The organism is Niveispirillum sp. GW835-FHT14G11, assembly GCF_058793615.1.
The window spans coordinates 106,159-123,849 of record NZ_JBXAFZ010000016.1 but is presented as its reverse complement, the minus strand read 5'-3'; the positions used below and the strand labels follow the sequence as shown (position 1 = coordinate 123,849).

The 17,691-nt window shown below is 65.1% G+C and carries 12 protein-coding genes; 11 read left to right on the top strand and 1 reads right to left on the bottom strand.

Annotated features, from left to right (window positions below; all coding sequences use genetic code 11):
• The first annotated feature begins 205 nt into the window (after positions 1-205).
• The 7 genes from AC1Q7F_RS25820 (at position 206) to AC1Q7F_RS25790 (ending at position 8,013) form a co-directional block, all read left to right on the top strand.
• Positions 206-1,390, top strand: a complete 1,185-nt coding sequence (locus AC1Q7F_RS25820) for a CaiB/BaiF CoA transferase family protein (protein WP_492511426.1) — start codon at positions 206-208, stop codon at positions 1,388-1,390.
• Between the two features lie 126 nt (positions 1,391-1,516).
• Complete coding sequence (locus tag AC1Q7F_RS25815; RefSeq protein WP_492511425.1) at positions 1,517-2,737, top strand: aromatic ring-hydroxylating oxygenase subunit alpha; 1,221 nt, start codon at positions 1,517-1,519, stop codon at positions 2,735-2,737.
• A gap of 180 nt (positions 2,738-2,917) precedes the next feature.
• Positions 2,918-4,369 carry a 3-oxoacyl-[acyl-carrier-protein] synthase III C-terminal domain-containing protein gene (locus AC1Q7F_RS25810; protein WP_492511424.1) on the top strand — a complete coding sequence of 484 codons (1,452 nt, stop codon included), beginning with the start codon at positions 2,918-2,920 and terminating at the stop codon, positions 4,367-4,369.
• Positions 4,370-4,371: 2 nt separating this feature from the next.
• A complete protein-coding gene (locus AC1Q7F_RS25805) occupies positions 4,372-5,574 on the top strand; it encodes an acetyl-CoA acetyltransferase (RefSeq protein ID WP_492511423.1) in 1,203 nt (400 codons plus the stop codon).
• A gap of 3 nt (positions 5,575-5,577) precedes the next feature.
• Positions 5,578-6,438, top strand: a complete 861-nt coding sequence (locus AC1Q7F_RS25800) for an SDR family oxidoreductase (protein WP_492511422.1) — start codon at positions 5,578-5,580, stop codon at positions 6,436-6,438.
• Positions 6,439-6,510: 72 nt separating this feature from the next.
• On the top strand, positions 6,511-7,083 hold the full coding sequence (locus tag AC1Q7F_RS25795) for a 3TM-type holin (RefSeq protein ID WP_492511421.1): 573 nt from the start codon (positions 6,511-6,513) through the stop codon (positions 7,081-7,083).
• Between the two features lie 219 nt (positions 7,084-7,302).
• A complete protein-coding gene (locus AC1Q7F_RS25790; protein ID WP_492511420.1) occupies positions 7,303-8,013 on the top strand; it encodes a cupin domain-containing protein in 711 nt (236 codons plus the stop codon).
• A 68-nt stretch (positions 8,014-8,081) separates the two neighbouring features.
• Here AC1Q7F_RS25790 and AC1Q7F_RS25785 read toward each other — a convergent pair whose 3' ends face one another.
• Positions 8,082-11,480: a TonB-dependent receptor gene (locus tag AC1Q7F_RS25785; RefSeq protein ID WP_492511419.1), complete on the bottom strand. Its 3,399-nt coding sequence runs from the start codon at positions 11,478-11,480 to the stop codon at positions 8,082-8,084.
• A 216-nt stretch (positions 11,481-11,696) separates the two neighbouring features.
• On the opposite strand from AC1Q7F_RS25785, the gene AC1Q7F_RS25780 reads away from it, so the two are divergent.
• Genes AC1Q7F_RS25780 through AC1Q7F_RS25765 form a run of 4 tightly spaced genes read left to right on the top strand, consistent with a single transcriptional unit; the run spans position 11,697 to position 17,678 of the window.
• Positions 11,697-13,229, top strand: a complete 1,533-nt coding sequence (locus AC1Q7F_RS25780; RefSeq protein WP_492511418.1) for a tryptophan halogenase family protein — start codon at positions 11,697-11,699, stop codon at positions 13,227-13,229.
• Entirely contained in the window at positions 13,226-14,662 is a 1,437-nt protein-coding gene (locus AC1Q7F_RS25775; RefSeq protein WP_492511417.1) for a tryptophan 7-halogenase, read from the top strand. Before AC1Q7F_RS25780 ends, AC1Q7F_RS25775 begins: the two co-directional genes overlap by 4 nt.
• Complete coding sequence (locus AC1Q7F_RS25770) at positions 14,659-16,173, top strand: tryptophan halogenase family protein (RefSeq protein WP_492511416.1); 1,515 nt, start codon at positions 14,659-14,661, stop codon at positions 16,171-16,173. Before AC1Q7F_RS25775 ends, AC1Q7F_RS25770 begins: the two co-directional genes overlap by 4 nt.
• Positions 16,170-17,678: a tryptophan halogenase family protein gene (locus AC1Q7F_RS25765; RefSeq protein ID WP_492511415.1), complete on the top strand. Its 1,509-nt coding sequence runs from the start codon at positions 16,170-16,172 to the stop codon at positions 17,676-17,678. The genes AC1Q7F_RS25770 and AC1Q7F_RS25765 overlap by 4 nt, the downstream gene beginning before the upstream one ends.
• Positions 17,679-17,691 lie beyond the last annotated feature (13 nt).

Below are 17,691 nucleotides of genomic sequence, written 5' to 3'. Positions count from 1 at the left end.
AAAAATATACACATAAGGCTGTTTCTGTGTAAAATCAAAAAGTCGAAGCCGCCTATTTTTGCTGCGATGCGACATGCGTGCCTGCGCAGTGCCAAACGAGGCCCGCAGGGATACTCGATTTATGCGTACTTGCTGGATTATGTCCGGTGGCGATATCCTGTATGCAAAGCAGCAGACCGGGTGGCCCGGCAAGGAAGGATTGGCCGTGAGACAGGTGCTGAAAGGGGTGCGGGTGCTGGATTTCGGCCGTTATGTGGCCGGCCCCTATTGCGCGACCCTGCTGGGCTATTTCGGCGCCGACGTGATCCGCATCGAACGGCTGGGCGGGGGGGAGGACCGGTTCATCACGCCCGTGACGAACACGGGCGAGGGGGCGGGCTGGCTGCAGATGGGCGTCAACAAGCGCTCCCTGACGCTCAACCCAACCAGGCCGGAGGGGCGGGAAGTGGTGCGAAAACTGGTCGCCACCGCCGATGTGGTGGTAGCCAACCTGCCGCCGCCGGCCCTGGCCGTGATGGGCCTGGATGAGGATAGCCTGCGCGCCCTAAAACCCGACATCATCCCCGTCCTGATCTCCAGCTTCGGCACCGCCGGCCCCTGGGCGGCACGCGGCGGGTTTGACGGGGTCGGACAGGCCATGTCAGGGGCGATGTATTTCTCCGGCACGCCCGATCAACCGATGAAGGCCGGCGCCCCTTATGTTGATTTCGGGACCGGCATGTTCGCCGCCCTGGGCGCCATGGCGGCCTTGATGGAAAAGCGGGCCACGGGAAGGGGGCAGAGCGTGCAGGCCAGCCTGCTGGCCACCGGCGTCAGCCTGTTCAACGCCTTTCTGGTGGAACAGGCGGTGACGGGTATCGGCCGGGCCGGCACGGGCAACCGGGTGCAGACCTCGGCCCCGTCTGACGTGTTCGCCACCCTGGACGGCCATATCCTGATCCATACGGTGGGCGACGGCCTGTTCGCGCGCTGGTGCGACATGGTGGGGGAACCGGGCTGGAAGGGTGACCCGCGCTTTGCCGGCGACCAGGCGCGCGGCGACAATAATACCGTGCTCTGCGCCCGCATGGCGCAATGGTGCGCCATGCGGACCACGGATCAGGCGGTGGAAGCACTGGCGGCGGCCGGTATTCCCGGTGGTCCCGTCCTGTCGCCGCAACAGGTGCTGGACCATGCCCAAGTGCAGGCAATGGGCCTGTTGCAGCCCCTGGACTATCCGGGCCTGCCCCGCCCCGCCCCCGTGGCCGGCCCGCCCGTCACCCTGTCGGCCACGCCCGGCAGCATCCGTTCACGCCCGCCGACCGTGGGCGAACATACCGATGCGATCCTGTCCGAACTGGGCTATGACGAAGCCGCCATTGCAGCCCTGCGTTCGGCCAGGATCGTTTGACGTACACAAAATACGTTCTTTCTGTATGCAGAGCGATCTGCTATGTATGCGGAAAATGCGCGCCCGCTTATTCCGTCATCTCCATGGCGGAGGATGGGCGACGACAGACAAGGAAAGGGAAGGACCATGGACGCCCTGGAGATCGACCGTATCAAGGCCGGCATGCAGTATGAGTCCACGCGGCAAGGCCCGCCGGATAATTTCCCGGCGCTGCCGGAAATCCCCGCCGGCCGCTATGTCGATCCGGAATTCTATGAGCTGGAGCGTCAGGCCCTGTGGCGGCGCACCTGGGTCTATGCGATCCACGCCGATGAGGTGCCGGAGATCGGTTCCTACCTGAAATGGGACCGGCTGGGCGATCCGCTGTTCTTTGTGCGCGGTGACGACAACAAGATCCGCTGCTTCTACAATACCTGCCGCCATCGCGGCGCCCCCGTCGTGACGGAGGACAAGGGCAAGGGTCGCGGCATGGTCTGCGGCTACCATGGCTGGACCTATAATCTGAAGGGCGACCTGATCAATCTGCGCGACAAGCGGGACTTTGTCGGGCTGGATCTGACATGCAAATCGCTGATCGAGGTCCGGTGCGAGAATTTCGGCAACTGGCATTTCATCAATATGGATAAAAATGCCGGGCCGCTGATGGCGTATCTGGCCCCCGTCGTGCCCGACCTGTCGGAGTTCCAGCCGCAGAACCTGCGCCTGGCCGACCGGCATGGCGTGGTGGTGGATTGCAATGTGAAGGTGCTGCTGGATGCGTTCCTGGAGGTCTATCACCTGAAATCCATCCACCAGAACACGGTGGACCGGTTCCTGGACCATCGCGGGTCGTTCATGACCCTGTGGCCCGGCGGCCATTCGCGCATGGTCACCCCCAACCGCCGCCCCGGCTGGGAAGATCCCGGCACCAGGGGCCTGCCCGACATTCCGACCGTGGGCGAAATCCCGCGTACCGCCAATGTGTCGATCAATGTCTATCCGAACATCGTGGTGCCGCCGGCCCCGACCGGCATGCCCTTCATTGTGTTCTGGCCCCTCGATATCCGCCGCATGTATATCGAGGTCTGCTGGTTCTCCCCCGACTGGGGCGACGGGCCGCGGCCAGAAATCTGGGAAACCCGGATTTCAAACTTCGACCGTATCCTGGAAGAGGATACGCAGTTCGCCGACAGTATCCAGAAATCGGTGGAAAGCGGCGGCTTCACGGGCATTTCGCTGAATTATCAGGAACGCCGCATCTACCATTGGCACGAAGAACTGGACCGCCGCATCGGTGATGCGGTGCCCGAGCATCTGCGGGTGGCCCAGGTGCTGGGCAAGTTCATTGAGGCGGCGCAGGCGGCTTAGGGAGGGCTCCCCGTTCTGTCTCCCCGCGAAAGTCGGGGCCTTGAGTTTTCGACAAACTCTACCGTCACCCCGGTGAAGGCCGGGGCCCAGGATCACAAGCGCCTTGCTCTACGAACTGGGCCACGGCCTTCGCCGGGGTGACGGTTGGCAGAACATCGGCGACACGAAAGGTCCCCTCCCGTGACCCACTTCCCCATCGGCATCACTGGCTTTGGCGCCTATATCCCCCGCCTGCGCCTGTCGCGCCGGGCGATGGCGGCCGCCCTTGACTGGCTGGACCCCAACCTTGCCGCCAATGCAAAGGGTGAACGCGCCGTCGCCAATTGGGATGAGGATAGTTTGACCATGGCGGTGGAGGCGGCGCGCGACCTGCTGGCCGCCCGCCCCCACGCCCCCGATCGTCTGGTCTTCGCCTCCACCACCCTGCCCTTTCAGGACCGGTCGAATGCCGGCCTGATCATTGACGCAATGGGTCTGGCGGAAGCGACACGCCCCGCCGATGCCACGGGCAGTTTGCGGGCGGCCACCAGCGCGCTGCTGTCCGCCCTGGAACAGACGGGCACGACCCTGCTGACATCCGCCGACCGACGGCTGGCGCGGCCGGGTTCGGTGCAGGATTTCACCTATGGCCATGGCGCCGCCGCCGTCACGGTCGGGTCGGGGCCGGGGGTGATCGCTGAATTCCTGGGCGGGCACAGCATCTTCCGCGATCTGGTGGACCATTACCGGGCCGGCGGGGAAGCCGCCGATTACGTGCTGGAGGAACGGTGGGCACGCGATGAAGGCTATCTGAAGATCGTGCCCGCCGCCGTGAAGGGGGCGCTGGCCAAGGCTGCCATCACCCCCGATCAGGTCGACCATTTCATCCTGCCCGGCACCATGGCCAGGATACAGGCAACCCTGGCCGGAAAGCTGGGCCTGCGTGCCGACAGCGTGGTTGATCCCCTGGCCGCCAGCGTGGGCGATACGGGGGTGGCACACCCGCTGCTGATGCTGGCCGACATTCTGGGCCGCACGCCGCCGGGGCGCATCATCCTGCTGGTCGGGTATGGGCAGGGGACGGATGCCATCCTGCTGCGCACCACCCCGGCGCTGGCCGATTTCATCCCCGCCACGGGGGTTGCCGGCTGGCTGGCGCGACGACAGCCGGAGGATCGGTATCTGAAGCACCTGTCCTTTTCCGGGATGGTCGATATGCATTTCGGCATGCGGGCCGAACATGACAAGCGCACGGCCCACAGTGTGGCCTATCGCAAGCGCGACATGGTCAATGGGTTGACGGGCGGGCGCTGCAGCGCGTGCGGCTGTGTGCAGTTCCCGCGTACCCGCACCTGCGTAAACCCGGCCTGCGGGGCCATCGACACGCAAGAGCCGCTCCGGTTGGCCGATGAAGCAGCATCGGTGAAGACCTTTACCGAGGATTGGCTGGGCTTCACCCCCTGCCCGCCTCTGGCCTATGGCAATGTCCAATTCGCCAATGGCGCCAATGTCATGATGGAATTCACCGACATCCAGGCGGGACAATTGTCCGTTGGCCTGCCCGTGCGGCTGGTTTTCCGCCTGAAGGATGATGACGAGAAGCGCGGCTTCCGCCGGTATTTCTGGAAAGCCACACCGCAGGGAGGGGCCTGAGCATGGCCAAGGGTATCCGCGACAAGGTGGCGATCATCGGCATGGGCTGTTCACGGTTCGGCGAACGCTGGGATGCCGGGCCCGACGATCTGATGCTGGAGGCGTTCCAGGAGTGCATCAAGGATGCCGGTATCGACAAATCCGACATCCAGGCCGGATGGATGGGTGTGTTCTTCGATGAACAGTCAGTGGGCAAATCGGCCCTGCCGCTGTCCATGGCTTTACGTCTGCCCAACATCCCCGTGACACGGGTGGAAAACCTGTGCGCCACGGGGACGGAGGCGCTACGCGGCGCCGTCTATGCGGTCGCGGCCGGCGCGTGTGATATCGCCGTCGCCATGGGCGTGGAAAAGCTGAAGGATACCGGCTTCGGCGGCCTGCCGGAGCGCACCAAGGGCACGTTTGAGGACCTCTGGCTGCCGCAGAACACGGCCCCCGGCGGCTTTGCGCAGTTGGGTGCGGCCTATGCCGCGCGAACGCGGACGGACATGGCCGACCTGAAACGCGCCATGGCCCATATCTCCGTCAAAAGCCACGCCAACGGCGCCTTGAACCCCAAGGCGCATCTGCGCAATCCCATCACCGAACAACAGGTGCTGGAGGCCCGCATGGTGGCCTATCCGCTGGGCCTGTTCGATTGTGCCGGCGTGTCGGACGGGGCGGCCTGCGCCATCGTCACCACGCCGGAGATCGCCAAATCGCTGGGCAAAAGTAATCCGGTCACGGTGAAGGCGCTGCAGCTGGCACCCAGCAACGGGGTGGAACTGGCGCACGGGTCCTGGGACGGCTCCTACACCCTGACCACCCGCATCGCGGCCAGGCGGGCCTATGAGGAGGCGGGGATCAAGGACCCGCGCGCCGAGCTGTCGCTGATCGAGGTGCATGATTGTTTCTCCGTCACCGAACTGGTGGTGATGGAGGATCTCGGCCTGTCGCCCGAAGGCGGAGCCGTTGCCGATGTCATGGACGGGTTCTTCGACCGCGACGGCAAGATCCCCTGTCAGATCGATGGCGGCCTGAAATGTTTCGGCCATCCCATCGGGGCCACGGGCCTGCGCATGGTTTACGAGATTTATTTGCAGCTTCAGGGCCGCGCGGGCGAACGGCAATTGCCCGACCCGCGCTTCGGCCTGACCCACAATCTGGGCGGCCTGCCCAACCGCAACATCACATCGGTCGCCATCATCGGGCGGCTGGGGGATTGAACCATGACCGACACTAGGCAATGGGGCTTCAGCGACGAAGAACTGGTCAGCCTGCCCACCGTCTATCGCCCTGACCTGTTGCAGGATCAGGTGGTGGTGCTGTCGGGCGGGGGCAGCGGCATGGGCAAGGCCATGGCCTATCTGTTCACCCGCCTGGGTGCCAAGGTGATGATCTGCGGCCGGCGGGAGGAAAAGCTGGCCGAAACGCGCGACGGCATCCGCCGGCATCTGGACCGCGATATCGCCATCATGCCGATGACCATCCGCGACCCCGATCAGGTGGATGCGCTGATGGACCGGACCATCGCGGAATTCGGGCGCATCGACCATGTGGTGAATAATGGCGGCGGGCAGTTCCCGCAGGCGGCCATCGACTTTTCCAAGAAGGGCTGGAACGCCGTCATCGACACCAACCTGAACGGCACCTGGCACATGATGCAGGCCGCCGCAAGGCGCTGGCGCGACCGGGGCGAGGCTGGGTCCATCGTCAATATCGTGGCCTATGTCGAACGCGGCATGCCACAGGCGGCCCATACCTGTGCGGCGCGGGCCGGCGTGATCTATCTGTCGAAATCGGTGGCCATCGAATGGGCACCGCTGAATATCCGCGTGAACTGTGTCGCGCCCGGCACCGTGGCCACCGAAGGCTTCAACGTCTATCCGCCGGAAGCCACGGCGCGCTTTGCCGACACCAACCCGATGCGCCGCATGGGCAATGCCTGGGATGTGGCCGAGGGCGTGATCTATCTGGCCGCCCCGTCGGGCAAGTTCATCACCGGTGAAATGCTGACTATTGATGGCGGCATGCAGATGTGGGGCACGGTCTGGCCCGGCGGCGTGCCGGACCATTTCAACGTGGTTTAAATCCCCATCACTCTTGATAATATGTTTTTATTCCTATATTCTGCCTTCTCCACCCCTATGGAGAGGGCCCGAATGTTGAGCAAGCTGCTGCAGACCGTCATTGGCGGCGGGGCCCAGGCGCTGGCCGGCGCCATCACGCCGTTTACCGGCGACAAGGTGCAGGATGAGAACAGCCGCCACGCGGAGATGCTGGCCCGGTTTCAGCAGTTCGGCGCGGAATTCGCCGACCGCCAGAACCGCACCTGGTGGGACAGTTTCATCGATGGCCTGAACCGCCTGCCCCGGCCGGCCATGGCGCTGGGGGTGATCGGCATCTTCGTCTGGGCCTCGGCCGATCCGGTGGGCTTCGCGGCCGCCGCCCAGGCCTGGGCCCTGATCCCGGAAGAAATGTGGATCGTGCTGGGGGCCGTCATCACCTTCTTCTTCGGCGACCGCACCCTGCTGGCCAGCCGCCGGTCGCGCGGTCCCACCCCGGAACAGGTGCAGGCCGTGCTGGACACGCGGCGACAGCTGGAGGCCATGCGCCCGGCCCCGCCCGTCGATCCCGACCGCTATGCGCGGGAGATGGCGGACAAGGACACGCCCCTGTCCGACGATGTGATCCGTGAATGGAACCGCCGCCATGGGGGAAATGCAGCGGGCTGATACCATTGGTCAAATATTTGACCAATGGTCGGCGGCGACTGCCGTCGCGGCAGCTCGTGGTGCGGAAGCCAAGCCGCCGGATGGCGGCGCCCGGCGCCTGAACACGAAAATACCCCCACACGGCAGGTCCTGCCGCCGTCCCGGCCCGGATCGGCGCCCCACGCCGCAGCGGCCCGCCTATCGTGGCGGCCTTTCACGGCGATTTCCGGGATGGCGGATATGGAACGGGTACCCAGCTTCATCGACCTGCGCGCCTTTGCGGCGGCATCATTGCCCCAGGGTGCGGCGGGCGGTTCCTGGCTGGTGGGGCGGGTGGACCTGCCCCTGGCCCCCGGCCCCGTCACCCTGTCGGCCCTGCGGCTGGCGCCCGGCCGGGGCGAGGTGCCGGCATTGGCGGGGGACGAGTTCGTGATGGTCCTGACCGGGTCGCTGACCCTGGCGGCGGGGGGCGGGCAAGTGACCCTGGGCCCGGACGCCAGCGCCGTCGTGCCGCGCGGCCTGACCCTCACCTGGTCCGCCCCGGATGGCGCCACCGCCCTGGTCATGCGCAGCGCGGAGCCGGGCGGGGCCGGGGCCGACGCGGTGGTGGCGATCAACACCGACGCGCCGCTGTCGCCGTCGGGCGCGCCCCTGGCCGAACTGCTGCTGACGCCCACACCCGCCTGCCGCAACAACACGCTCTACACCTCCGCCAGCGGCACCTATATGGCCGGCATCTGGGACAGCACGCCCTATCACCGCCGCGCCATGCGCTATCGCCATTTTGAATTGATGCTGCTGCTGGAAGGCTCCGTCACCTTCGTGGATGGGGCCGGGCGCGTGGGCACCTTCACCAAGGGCGATATCTTCCTGGTCGAACAGGGGGCCGACTGTTCCTGGGAAAGCCGGGAGCCGGTGAAGAAGGTGTTCGCGATCTACCGGCCGGCCTGAATAAAAAAATGGCGCCGTCGCGTAAACGACGGCGCCAAGGCCTTGAGGAGAGACGTGAACGGTAAAAATCAGTAGGTGAAGCGCAGAACCGCGGTGATGCGGCGGTCATTCATGTACCAGCCGCGCGGCACCTCGACATTCTCGCCATCCGGGCCCGTCACCACCGCCGAGGTCTTGGTGACCTCGTTCAGCAGGTTCGCACCCTGCACACCCAGCTTGATATTGTCATTCAAGCTATAGAAGAACGAGGCGTCCCACTGGCCCGATGATTTGTTGATGATCGGGTCATAGGGGAAGATCACGTCGCGGATGGTCAGCACGAAATCCGACCGCCAGGAATAGGAGATACGGGCGGAGATCGGACCGTAATCCCAGAAGGGCGTGATGTTGAACTGATGCTTGGACAGGCCCTGCAACGGCAGCTTGGTCATGTCCACCGTCGTCACGCGGCCGGCACCCACATCGGGATCGGTTTCCGACAGGGTGCTTTGCGGCACGCCCTTGGAATGGACATAGGTGTAGTTGGCCTGCAGGCCCAGACCGCTGAAGACACTGGGCAGGAAATCGTAGGTCTGCTGATAAGCCAGCTCGAAGCCCTTGATCTTGCCCACCTCCTCGGCATTGACCGGCGTGGTCACGATACTGTCGAAGGTGGCGCCGTTGTTGGTCAGCGGATAGCGGATCGTGCTGTTGGTCAGCACGCCTTTCAGCCGCTTGTAGAACAGCGAGCCGGTCAACTGACCCACGTTGGAGAAGTACCATTCCGCCGTCAGGTCGAAATTGTCGGCCGTGGTCGGCCGCAGATACGGATTACCGGCGCTGAACTCACCTTGCAGACGGAAATTGCCCGGAATGGCATTGCCATTGGCATCGACATTCTGCAGCGCGGCCAGATTGACGTTGAAATAGTTGCGCGTCAGGCCGGTGGCCGGTGGTGCCACGCCCTTGAAGTAGGAGGCACGGAACTGCACCCCGTCGGCCACGCCCAGTTTCACATTCAGGTTGGGCAGCCAGTAATCATATTTGATCTTCACGCTGCTGGGCGTCAGCGCATTGTTGGTATAGGCCCGCGCCTGGGCCCGGACCTGCGGGGAGAAGGTACAGAAGGCCGGCAGGGCCTGACCGGCGCCGACCTGGGCCTGCGCGTCGGCGCATTGCTGTTCGGTCGGAAACGCGCTGCTGGGCGTCGGGAAAGACAGGAAGCCGTCCGACGTGCGGTCGGTGGTTGTGTAGCGCACGCCGACATTGCCGGCCAGGGTCCAGCCATTGTCGAAATCGGTGTCGAACCGGGTCAACAGGTAGGCGGCGTTGTTCTCTTCCCGGATCGGGTTGATCTCGCCCGGCAGGAAGGGCGTGCCGGCGACCACGCCGGCACGATTGGCCAGCGCATTCCAGCCGCCATTGCGCACCACCCCGTCGGCACCCGTCACCGTGGGTTCCCATTCGCGGTTGATGGCACCGGCATAGGCAATATAGTCGGCATAGTTCTTGGCCGAATTGCCCGAATAAAATACGCGGCCCTGGCCCAGCAGCGGGTCCGGGAACTTGCCGCGGAAGAAGCGCGGATAGGTGAAATTGGTGATCTGGCTGGGCACGGTGCCGCCCGTTCCGCCCACGACGCTGTCCACCGGATCGGTCAGCCAGACGGGACCGTCATTCCCCCACTGTTCGGACAGGCGGCCCCAGTTATAGGTAGAGAAACGCGCCGTCTGCCGCCGGTCGGCATAGCGATAGCCGGCCTGCACCGACTTGAAGAAATCATTGTCCTCAAGCTTGTAGTCGAAGTCGATGCGCGCGGCGTCGGAATTGCCGTCGCTGTCTTCGATATGGTCCATCGCCGAGCGGTAGAAGGTGTTGTACGGGTCGGCGAAGGTCGTGTGGCCAGCACTGAAATAGCTGGGATTGTTGGCTGAACCGACCGCGCCCGAACAGCCCGTGGTGTAATTTGCCGCCGGCCCGCTGCAAACCTGCGGTGCGCGGAATTCCACCGTGGGATAGCCCTTGCCGCCATTCATGTCGATCAGGACATCCTGGTAGCTGGAGGTCCACAGGCCGTTATCGATGATCCAGGTCTTCGACTTCACATGCTGATAATCGAAACTGACGCCCAGATTCTCCGTGGCGTCCCAGCGGAAATTCACGCCGTAATCATCGGTCGTCAGCTTCTCATCATGGTCGCGACGGATATTGTTGCTCTGCAGGCCGCTGAGCGGCACACGGGCCGAACCGGTATTCTGGTCGGCACGCCAACCGTTCGGACCAGTGATCAGGCCGCTTTCAAACATGCCCGAGGCGTCGAACTCCAGCGTCGTGCCCGGCACGCGGCGGCTGTCGCCATTGTTGGCCACATTGTCGGTGGCGATCTCGACGGCATGCTCGGTCCAGGCCTGACGGCTGTCGGACCGCAGGAAGGTGAACACCGCCTCCATCGAATTGTCGGGGCTGCGCCACTGCGCGGCACCGGCATAGCCATAGCGCTTGCGGTCGAATTCCTGGGTGCCCACCACGGCACCGCGCGGGAACAGCACCTGGTCGGTGATGGTCGCCGGCGTCTGCCCGTCCGGGTTCTGAACGACATCGCCGTTGGAATAGAGGTTGCGGACGCGGAACGATGACAGTTGGAACCGGTCGGCGCGGGTCTTCAGCTGCGAGCCCACGAAACTGCCCAGCAGACCGATCTCACCGATACCGGTTTCCCAGCGGTCGGACAGCAGGATGGACCCGGTGGGGGCGGTCTTGCGTACGAAATCGCCATAGGACGCCTCGGCCGATGCCGACGCGACCAGCCCGTCGCTGTCGAACGGCTTGCGGGTGCGCAGGTTGACGACGCCGGCGATACCGCCTTCGATCCGGTCGGCGGTCGGCGACTTGAACACATCGACGCCGCCCATCAGTTCGGCCGGCACGTCGGCAAAGCCCAGCGCGCGGCCGTTATTGGCGCTGAACGCCTCGCGCCCGTTGAATTCGGAGCGCACATAGGTCAGGCCGCGCACCACCACGCCCGACCCTTCGACCGAGAAATGGTCGGGATCGATGCCGGCGGCGAAACGGTTGATCGACACACCGGGAATGCGCTGCAACGCCTCGGTCACCGACCGGTCGGGCAGGGCGCCGATATCCTCCGCCGTCACGCTGTCGACGATGCTTTCGGCGTTGCGCTTGATCTCCTGCGCGCTTTCCAGCGACTTGCGGAAACCGGTGACGATGATCTCTTCCAGCGTGCCGGAACTGGCCGTTGTATTGGCCTGGGCCACCAGAACAGCGCTGTCATTGCCGACAACGGATGACGCGACCGGGGCCGCGGCCTGACCACCGACGGGTTTATCATCTTGATCTTGCTGGGCTTGTGCCGGCAGAACCGTCGCTATGGCGCACAGCGCCGCGATGGAGACCCCACTTTGCAGCGTCCGGCCGAACGCGTACCGACCCTGCCGCAACCCCTTTCGGGGGCGTTCCAGAACACCCATCCCCATTCCTCCCATGTTAGCGCTAGCATTTTTAGATTTGCGCCTTGAACAAGAATAATTGGTAATCACGACCCGCCCCAACGTCAAGCACCCTTATGTTAGGGCTAACAAAAAAGTGATTTGTTCTGTTGCGGTGCAGCAAAAGCCATTGCGCGGCGCACACACATTGACGGACCGGAGAAGTGAGCGTTAACATTCTCAGTAATGGGAGGAAAAATGAAAATAAATAATATAAATGCACAATCCCTGGTACGTGTGCTGATCGTGGGCGGCGGCACGTCCGGCTGGATGGCGGCGTCAGCGCTGTCAGCGAAGCTGGCGGGGACGGGGATTTCCATCCGCCTGGTGGAATCGGCGGAGATCGGCACGGTCGGGGTGGGCGAGGCCACGGTGCCCCATATCCGCCATTTCAATGCCAGCCTGGGCCTGGACGAGGCCGACTTCATGTCGCGCACGGAGGCCACCTTCAAGCTGGGGATTGAGTTCCGCGACTGGGGCCGCAAGGGCGACGCCTATGTCCATCCCTTCGCCGCCTTCGGGCGCGATATCGGCGGTGTGCCCTTCCACCATCACTGGACCCGGGCACGGCGGGCCGGCCGCACCCCGGCCGGCGGGCTGGACGATGTGTCGCTGCCCATCCAGGCGCTGCGGATGGGCCGATTCGGCCATCCCTCCCCCGACCCGGCCAACTTCTTCTCCACCTTTTCCTATGCCTATCAGTTCGATGCCGGGCTCTATGCCGCCTATCTGCGATCCTATGCCGAGGCGCGGGGCGTGGTGCGGACGGAGGGCAAGGTGCGCGAGGTGGCCTTGCGCGATGACGGGCAGGTCGATGCGGTGGTGATGGAGAACGGGGAACGGATCGAAGCCGACCTGTTCGTCGATTGCTCCGGCTTTCGCGGCCTGATCATCGAAGGCGCCCTGAAGACCGGGTACGAGGATTGGACGCGCTGGCTGCCGTGTGACCGGGCCGTGGCGGTGCCATGTGCCAATGACGGCCCCCCGTCGCCCTATACCCGCGCCACGTCGCGCGAGGCCGGGTGGATGTGGCGCATCCCGTTGCAGCACCGGGCCGGCAATGGCCATGTTTATTGCAGCGGCTTCATCACTGATGACGCGGCGGAAGCCGCCTTGCTGGCGCAACTGGAGAACCCGGCCCAGGCAGCACCGCGTCGCCTGCGCTTCACCACGGGCAAGCGCAGACGGCAATGGGTGGGCAATTGCGTTGCCATCGGCCTGTCGGCAGGCTTCCTGGAACCGTTGGAAAGTACCTCCATCCACCTGATCCAGTTGGGCATCGGCCGGCTGCTGGACCTGTTCCCCACCGGGCCCGCCATGGACCCGCTGGACGCGGCGGAGTTCAACCGGCTGATGGATCTGGAATATGAACGGGTGCGGGATTTCATCATCCTGCATTATGTGGCGACCCAGCGCGACGATACGCCGTTCTGGAACCATTGCCGGACCATGGCCATCCCCGACAGTCTGGCCACCAAGATGGAACTGTTCAAGCAGCGCGGCGTGGTCACGCTCTATCGCGACGGCATGTTCCTGGAACCCAGCTGGCTGGCCGTCTATCTGGGCCAGAACATCCTGCCCGACCAGGTGGATCCCCGTGCCGCCTTGGTCGCAGATGAGGAGGTGGACCGGGTGATCGCGGCGGAGGTTGACCGCTGCCGCCGGGCCGCGTCCAGCATGCCCCTGCAAAGCGACATCCTGTCCCGTTACCGCATGCAGGTGCCGGCATGAACCCGCTGCACGACATCATTATCGCCGGTGCCGGCATCACCGGTTGGCTGGCGGCCACCGCCCTGGCCCGCAACCATGCCGGGCGCGGCGGGTCGGTGACCGTGATCCCCCTGCCCGGTGCGGATGACAGCCTGGACCCGTTCGGACCTGCCGCCCAGGCATTGCCGGGCACGGTCGAGGATCTGGCCAGTCTGCTGGGCCTCAGCCCGGCCGACATCATGCGGGCCGGTGGCGGCGGGTTCAGCCTGGGCACCGCCTTTCGCGGCTGGGCCGGCACCGGGTCGGTCAGCTTCCTGCCCTTCGGGGAGACGGGGGCCGACCAGAACGGTGTTGGGTTCCAGCATCTGGTCTGGCGGGCCCGCGCCACGGGGGCGCAGGTGCGGATGACCGATTATTCGCTGGCCACGCTGGCGGCACAGGCCGAACGCTTCGCCCTGCCGTCGCCGGACTTGCGCTCCGTCCTGTCCACCCTGGCGCCGGGCGCCTTCATCGATCTGCGCGATCTGGCGGCGCTGGCCAAGGCCCAGGCGCTGGCGGCCGGGGCGCGGCTGGCCCCTGCCCCGCTGTCGCATGTCCGACGCACGGGCGATGGCAGGGTGGCTGCCCTGGTCCTGGCCGACGATCGCGAGGTCACCGGCGGCTGGTACATTGACACCACGGGGGCCCGCGCCCTGCTGACAGCGCCCGGCAATGGCTGGGTCGACTGGCGGCACTGGCTGCCCTGCGACCGCTATGGCGTGGAACAGGTGGCGACCGAGGGCACGCCCCCGCCCTATGCGCTGCATGCGGCCGATGCCGGCGGCTGGACCCGGCGCATCCCCCTGCGCCAGGGGGCCTGGGTGACCAGGCTGGGCACGCAGGGCGGACAGGGCTTCACCAGCGGACGGCGGGAACGGGCCTGGGACGGGAATGTCCTGGCCCTGGGTGCGGCATCCTGCCTGATGGACCCGGTGGGCGGCACGGCCCTGGCCCTGCTGCTGTCATCCATCCGCCGCATGCTGGCGCTCTATCCCGTGACGCCCGGCGCGGGGCCGGAGGCCGGTGATTTCAATCGCCAGACCGTGGAGGCGGTGGAGCGGGCGCGCGACTTCCTGATCCAGCGTTTCCGCGCCAATGGCCGCACGGGCGAGCCGTTCTGGGACGCGGCCCGTGCCATCGAGCCGCCGGAGCATCTCGCCCACAAGCTGGCGCTCTATGAAAGCCGGGGCCGCATCCCGCTTTATGACGGGGAGCTGTTCGGGCGGGCCGACTGGATGAACATGCTGGACGGTGCCGGCATCCGCGCCCGGCGCTGCGACGCGCAAGCTGCAGCACTGTCGGATGCGGATATCCTTGGCCATCTGGAAAAGCTGCGCGGCGTGCTGCTGCGCGCCGCCGGTACCCTGCCGCCCCATGCCCAGGCACTGGCCCGGCTGCTGGGAGAGGCGGCATGACACGCGCACCCGATCCCATCCGCACTGTCGTCATTGTCGGCGGGGGTACTGCCGGCTGGATGGCAGCGGCCGCCCTGTCGCGCCTGGCCGGCAATGGCGTTACCCGCATCACCCTGGTGGAAAGCGACGAGATCGCCACGGTCGGCGTGGGCGAGGCCACCATCCCGCCCATCCGCCAGTTCAACGCCCTGCTGGGCCTGGACGAGAACGATTTCATCGCCCACACCCAGGGCAGCATCAAGCTGGGCATCGTCTTCGACGGCTGGACACAGGCAGACCACCGCTATCAGCACCCGTTCGGGTCCTTCGGCTTCGACATGGAGGCGGTGAAGTTCCATCAATTCTGGCTGAAGCTGCACAGTCAGGGTCTGGCGTCCGGCATCGACGATTACAATCTCTGCGCCACGATGGTGAACAAGGAGAAGTTCACACGGCCGGTGCCCGATCCCGCATCAGTCCTGTCCCAGATCACCTATGCCTTCCATTTCGATGCCGGGCTCTACGCCACCTATCTGCGCCGTTATGCCGAGGCGCGCGGCGTCACCCGGATCGAGGGCAAGGTGGCATCGGTGCCGCTGCGGGCCGAGGACGGGTTCATCGAGGCCGTGGTGCTGGAAACGGGCAAGCGGATCGCGGGCGATTTGTTCATCGACTGTTCCGGCTTCCGCGGCCTGCTGATCGAAGGGGCGTTGAAGACGGGGTATGAGGATTGGACCCACTGGCTGCCCTGTGATCGGGCGCTGGCGGTGCCATCGGCCAATGTCACGCGCCCCAAACCCTATACCCGCGCCATGGCAAGGCCCGCCGGCTGGCAATGGCGCATCCCGTTGCAGCACCGCACCGGCAACGGCCATGTCTATTGCAGCCGGTTCACGACCGACGAACAGGCCGCCGACATCCTGATGTCCAACCTGGAAGGGCCGGCTTTGGCCGATCCCAAGCCGCTGCGCTTCACCACCGGGCGCCGGCGGAAAATGTGGAACCGCAATTGCGTGGCATTGGGGCTGGCCTCGGGTTTCCTGGAACCACTGGAAAGCACCTCGATCCACCTGATCCAGGCCGGCATCTCCAAGCTGCTGGCCTTGTTCCCCGACCGCAGCTTCAACCCGGCCAATGAAGAGGCGTTCAACCGGCTGTCCTTGATGCAGTTCGAACAGGTTCGCGATTTCATCATCCTGCATTACAAGGCCAATGGCCGCCCCGAACCGTTCTGGCAGCGGGCGGCGGCGATGGAAATCCCCGACAGCCTGGCGGCCAAGATGGCGCTGTTCCGCGCCTGCGGCAGGCTGTTCCGGCATGAGGATGATCTGTTCGCCGACAGCAGCTGGATCGCCGTGCTGCTGGGCCAGGGGGTGATCCCCGAACGCTGGGACCCGCTGGTCGACACGATCGATCCGGGCCTGGTCCGCCATAATCTGGACCGGCTGCGCGCCGTCTTCACCCGTGCGGCCGATGCCATGCCCTCCCATGGCGACTTCCTGGCCCGCACCTGCCCTGCGAGGAAGCCATGACCAGCGACCGCCGTATCCGCCGCATCACCATCGTCGGCGGCGGCACCGCCGGCTGGATGAGTGCCGCCACGCTGGCCCGCCTGCTGGGCCCCGATTATGCCGAGATCACCGTCGTGGAAAGCGACGAGATCGGCACCGTCGGCGTCGGCGAGGCCACCATCCCGCAGATGGCCACCTTCAACCGCATGCTCGGCATCGACGAGGATGAGTTCCTGCGGGCTACCAAGGGGTCCATCAAGCTGGGCATCCAGTTCGTGAACTGGGGCCGCCTGGGCCACACCTATTTCCACCCGTTCGGCCATATCGGGGTGAATATGGAGGGCGTGTCCTTCCATGCCTTCTGGCTGCGGCTGAAGCATCTGGGGCTGGTGGACAGGATCGAGGATTGGTCGCTGCAATCCACCGCCGGCGTGCGCGGCAAGTTCATGCGCGCCATCAATGCCGGCCGCTCGCCTTTGTCGGACATCGCCTATGCCTTCCATTTCGATGCCGGCCTCTATGCCCGCTATCTGCGCCAATATGCCGAAGCGCGCGGCGTGGTGCGGCGGGAGGGGCGGATCGTGCGCGTCCACCAGCATCCGGAGACGGGCTTCATCCAGTCGGTGCAACTGGCTGATGGTGGTCAGGTCGGTGGCGAGCTGTTCATCGACTGTTCCGGCTTCCGTGGCCTGCTGATCGAGGGCACGATGCAGGCCGGCTTTACCGACTGGTCGCACCATCTGCCCTGTGACCGGGCCGTGGCGGTGCCGTGCGAGGGGGTCGACGCGATCGAGCCCTATACAAGATCCACCGCCCACAAGGCCGGCTGGCAATGGCGCATCCCGTTGCAGCACCGCATCGGCAACGGCCATGTCTTCTGTTCGCATTATATCAGCGATGATGAGGCGACATCGGTGCTGCTGTCCAACCTGGATGGCCGACCCACGGCCGACCCGCGCATCCTGCGCTTCCAGGCCGGGCACCGCAAACAGGTCTGGATCAGGAACTGTGTTTCCATCGGCCTGGCGTCGGGCTTTCTGGAACCGCTGGAAAGCACGTCGATCTGGCTGGTCCAGAGCGGGCTGTCACGGCTGATGGCCATGTTCCCCGACCGGGATTTCGACCCGGCCACCATCGCCCGCTATAACCGCATCCTGGCCACCGAATATGCGGAAATCCGTGACTTCATCATCCTGCATTACAAGGCTACCGAGCGCGCCGACAGCCCGTTCTGGGATTATTGCCGGGAAATGCCGGTGCCCGACCGCCTGGCCGAGAAGATGGCCGTCTTCCTGGAACATGGCCGCACCTTCCGCGAGAATGAAGAACTGTTCAACGACACCAGCTGGTTCGCGGTCATGCTGGGCCAGCTGATGATGCCCAAAGCCTATGACCCCGTGGCCGATGTGCTGAGCCTGGAGGAGACGAAGGCGCGGCTGGCCCAGATCAAGGATGCGATCAGCAATTCCGCCGATTACATGCCCACCCACCGCGACTTCCTGCGCCAGAATTGCCGGGCGGATTGAGGGGGGCATTCGG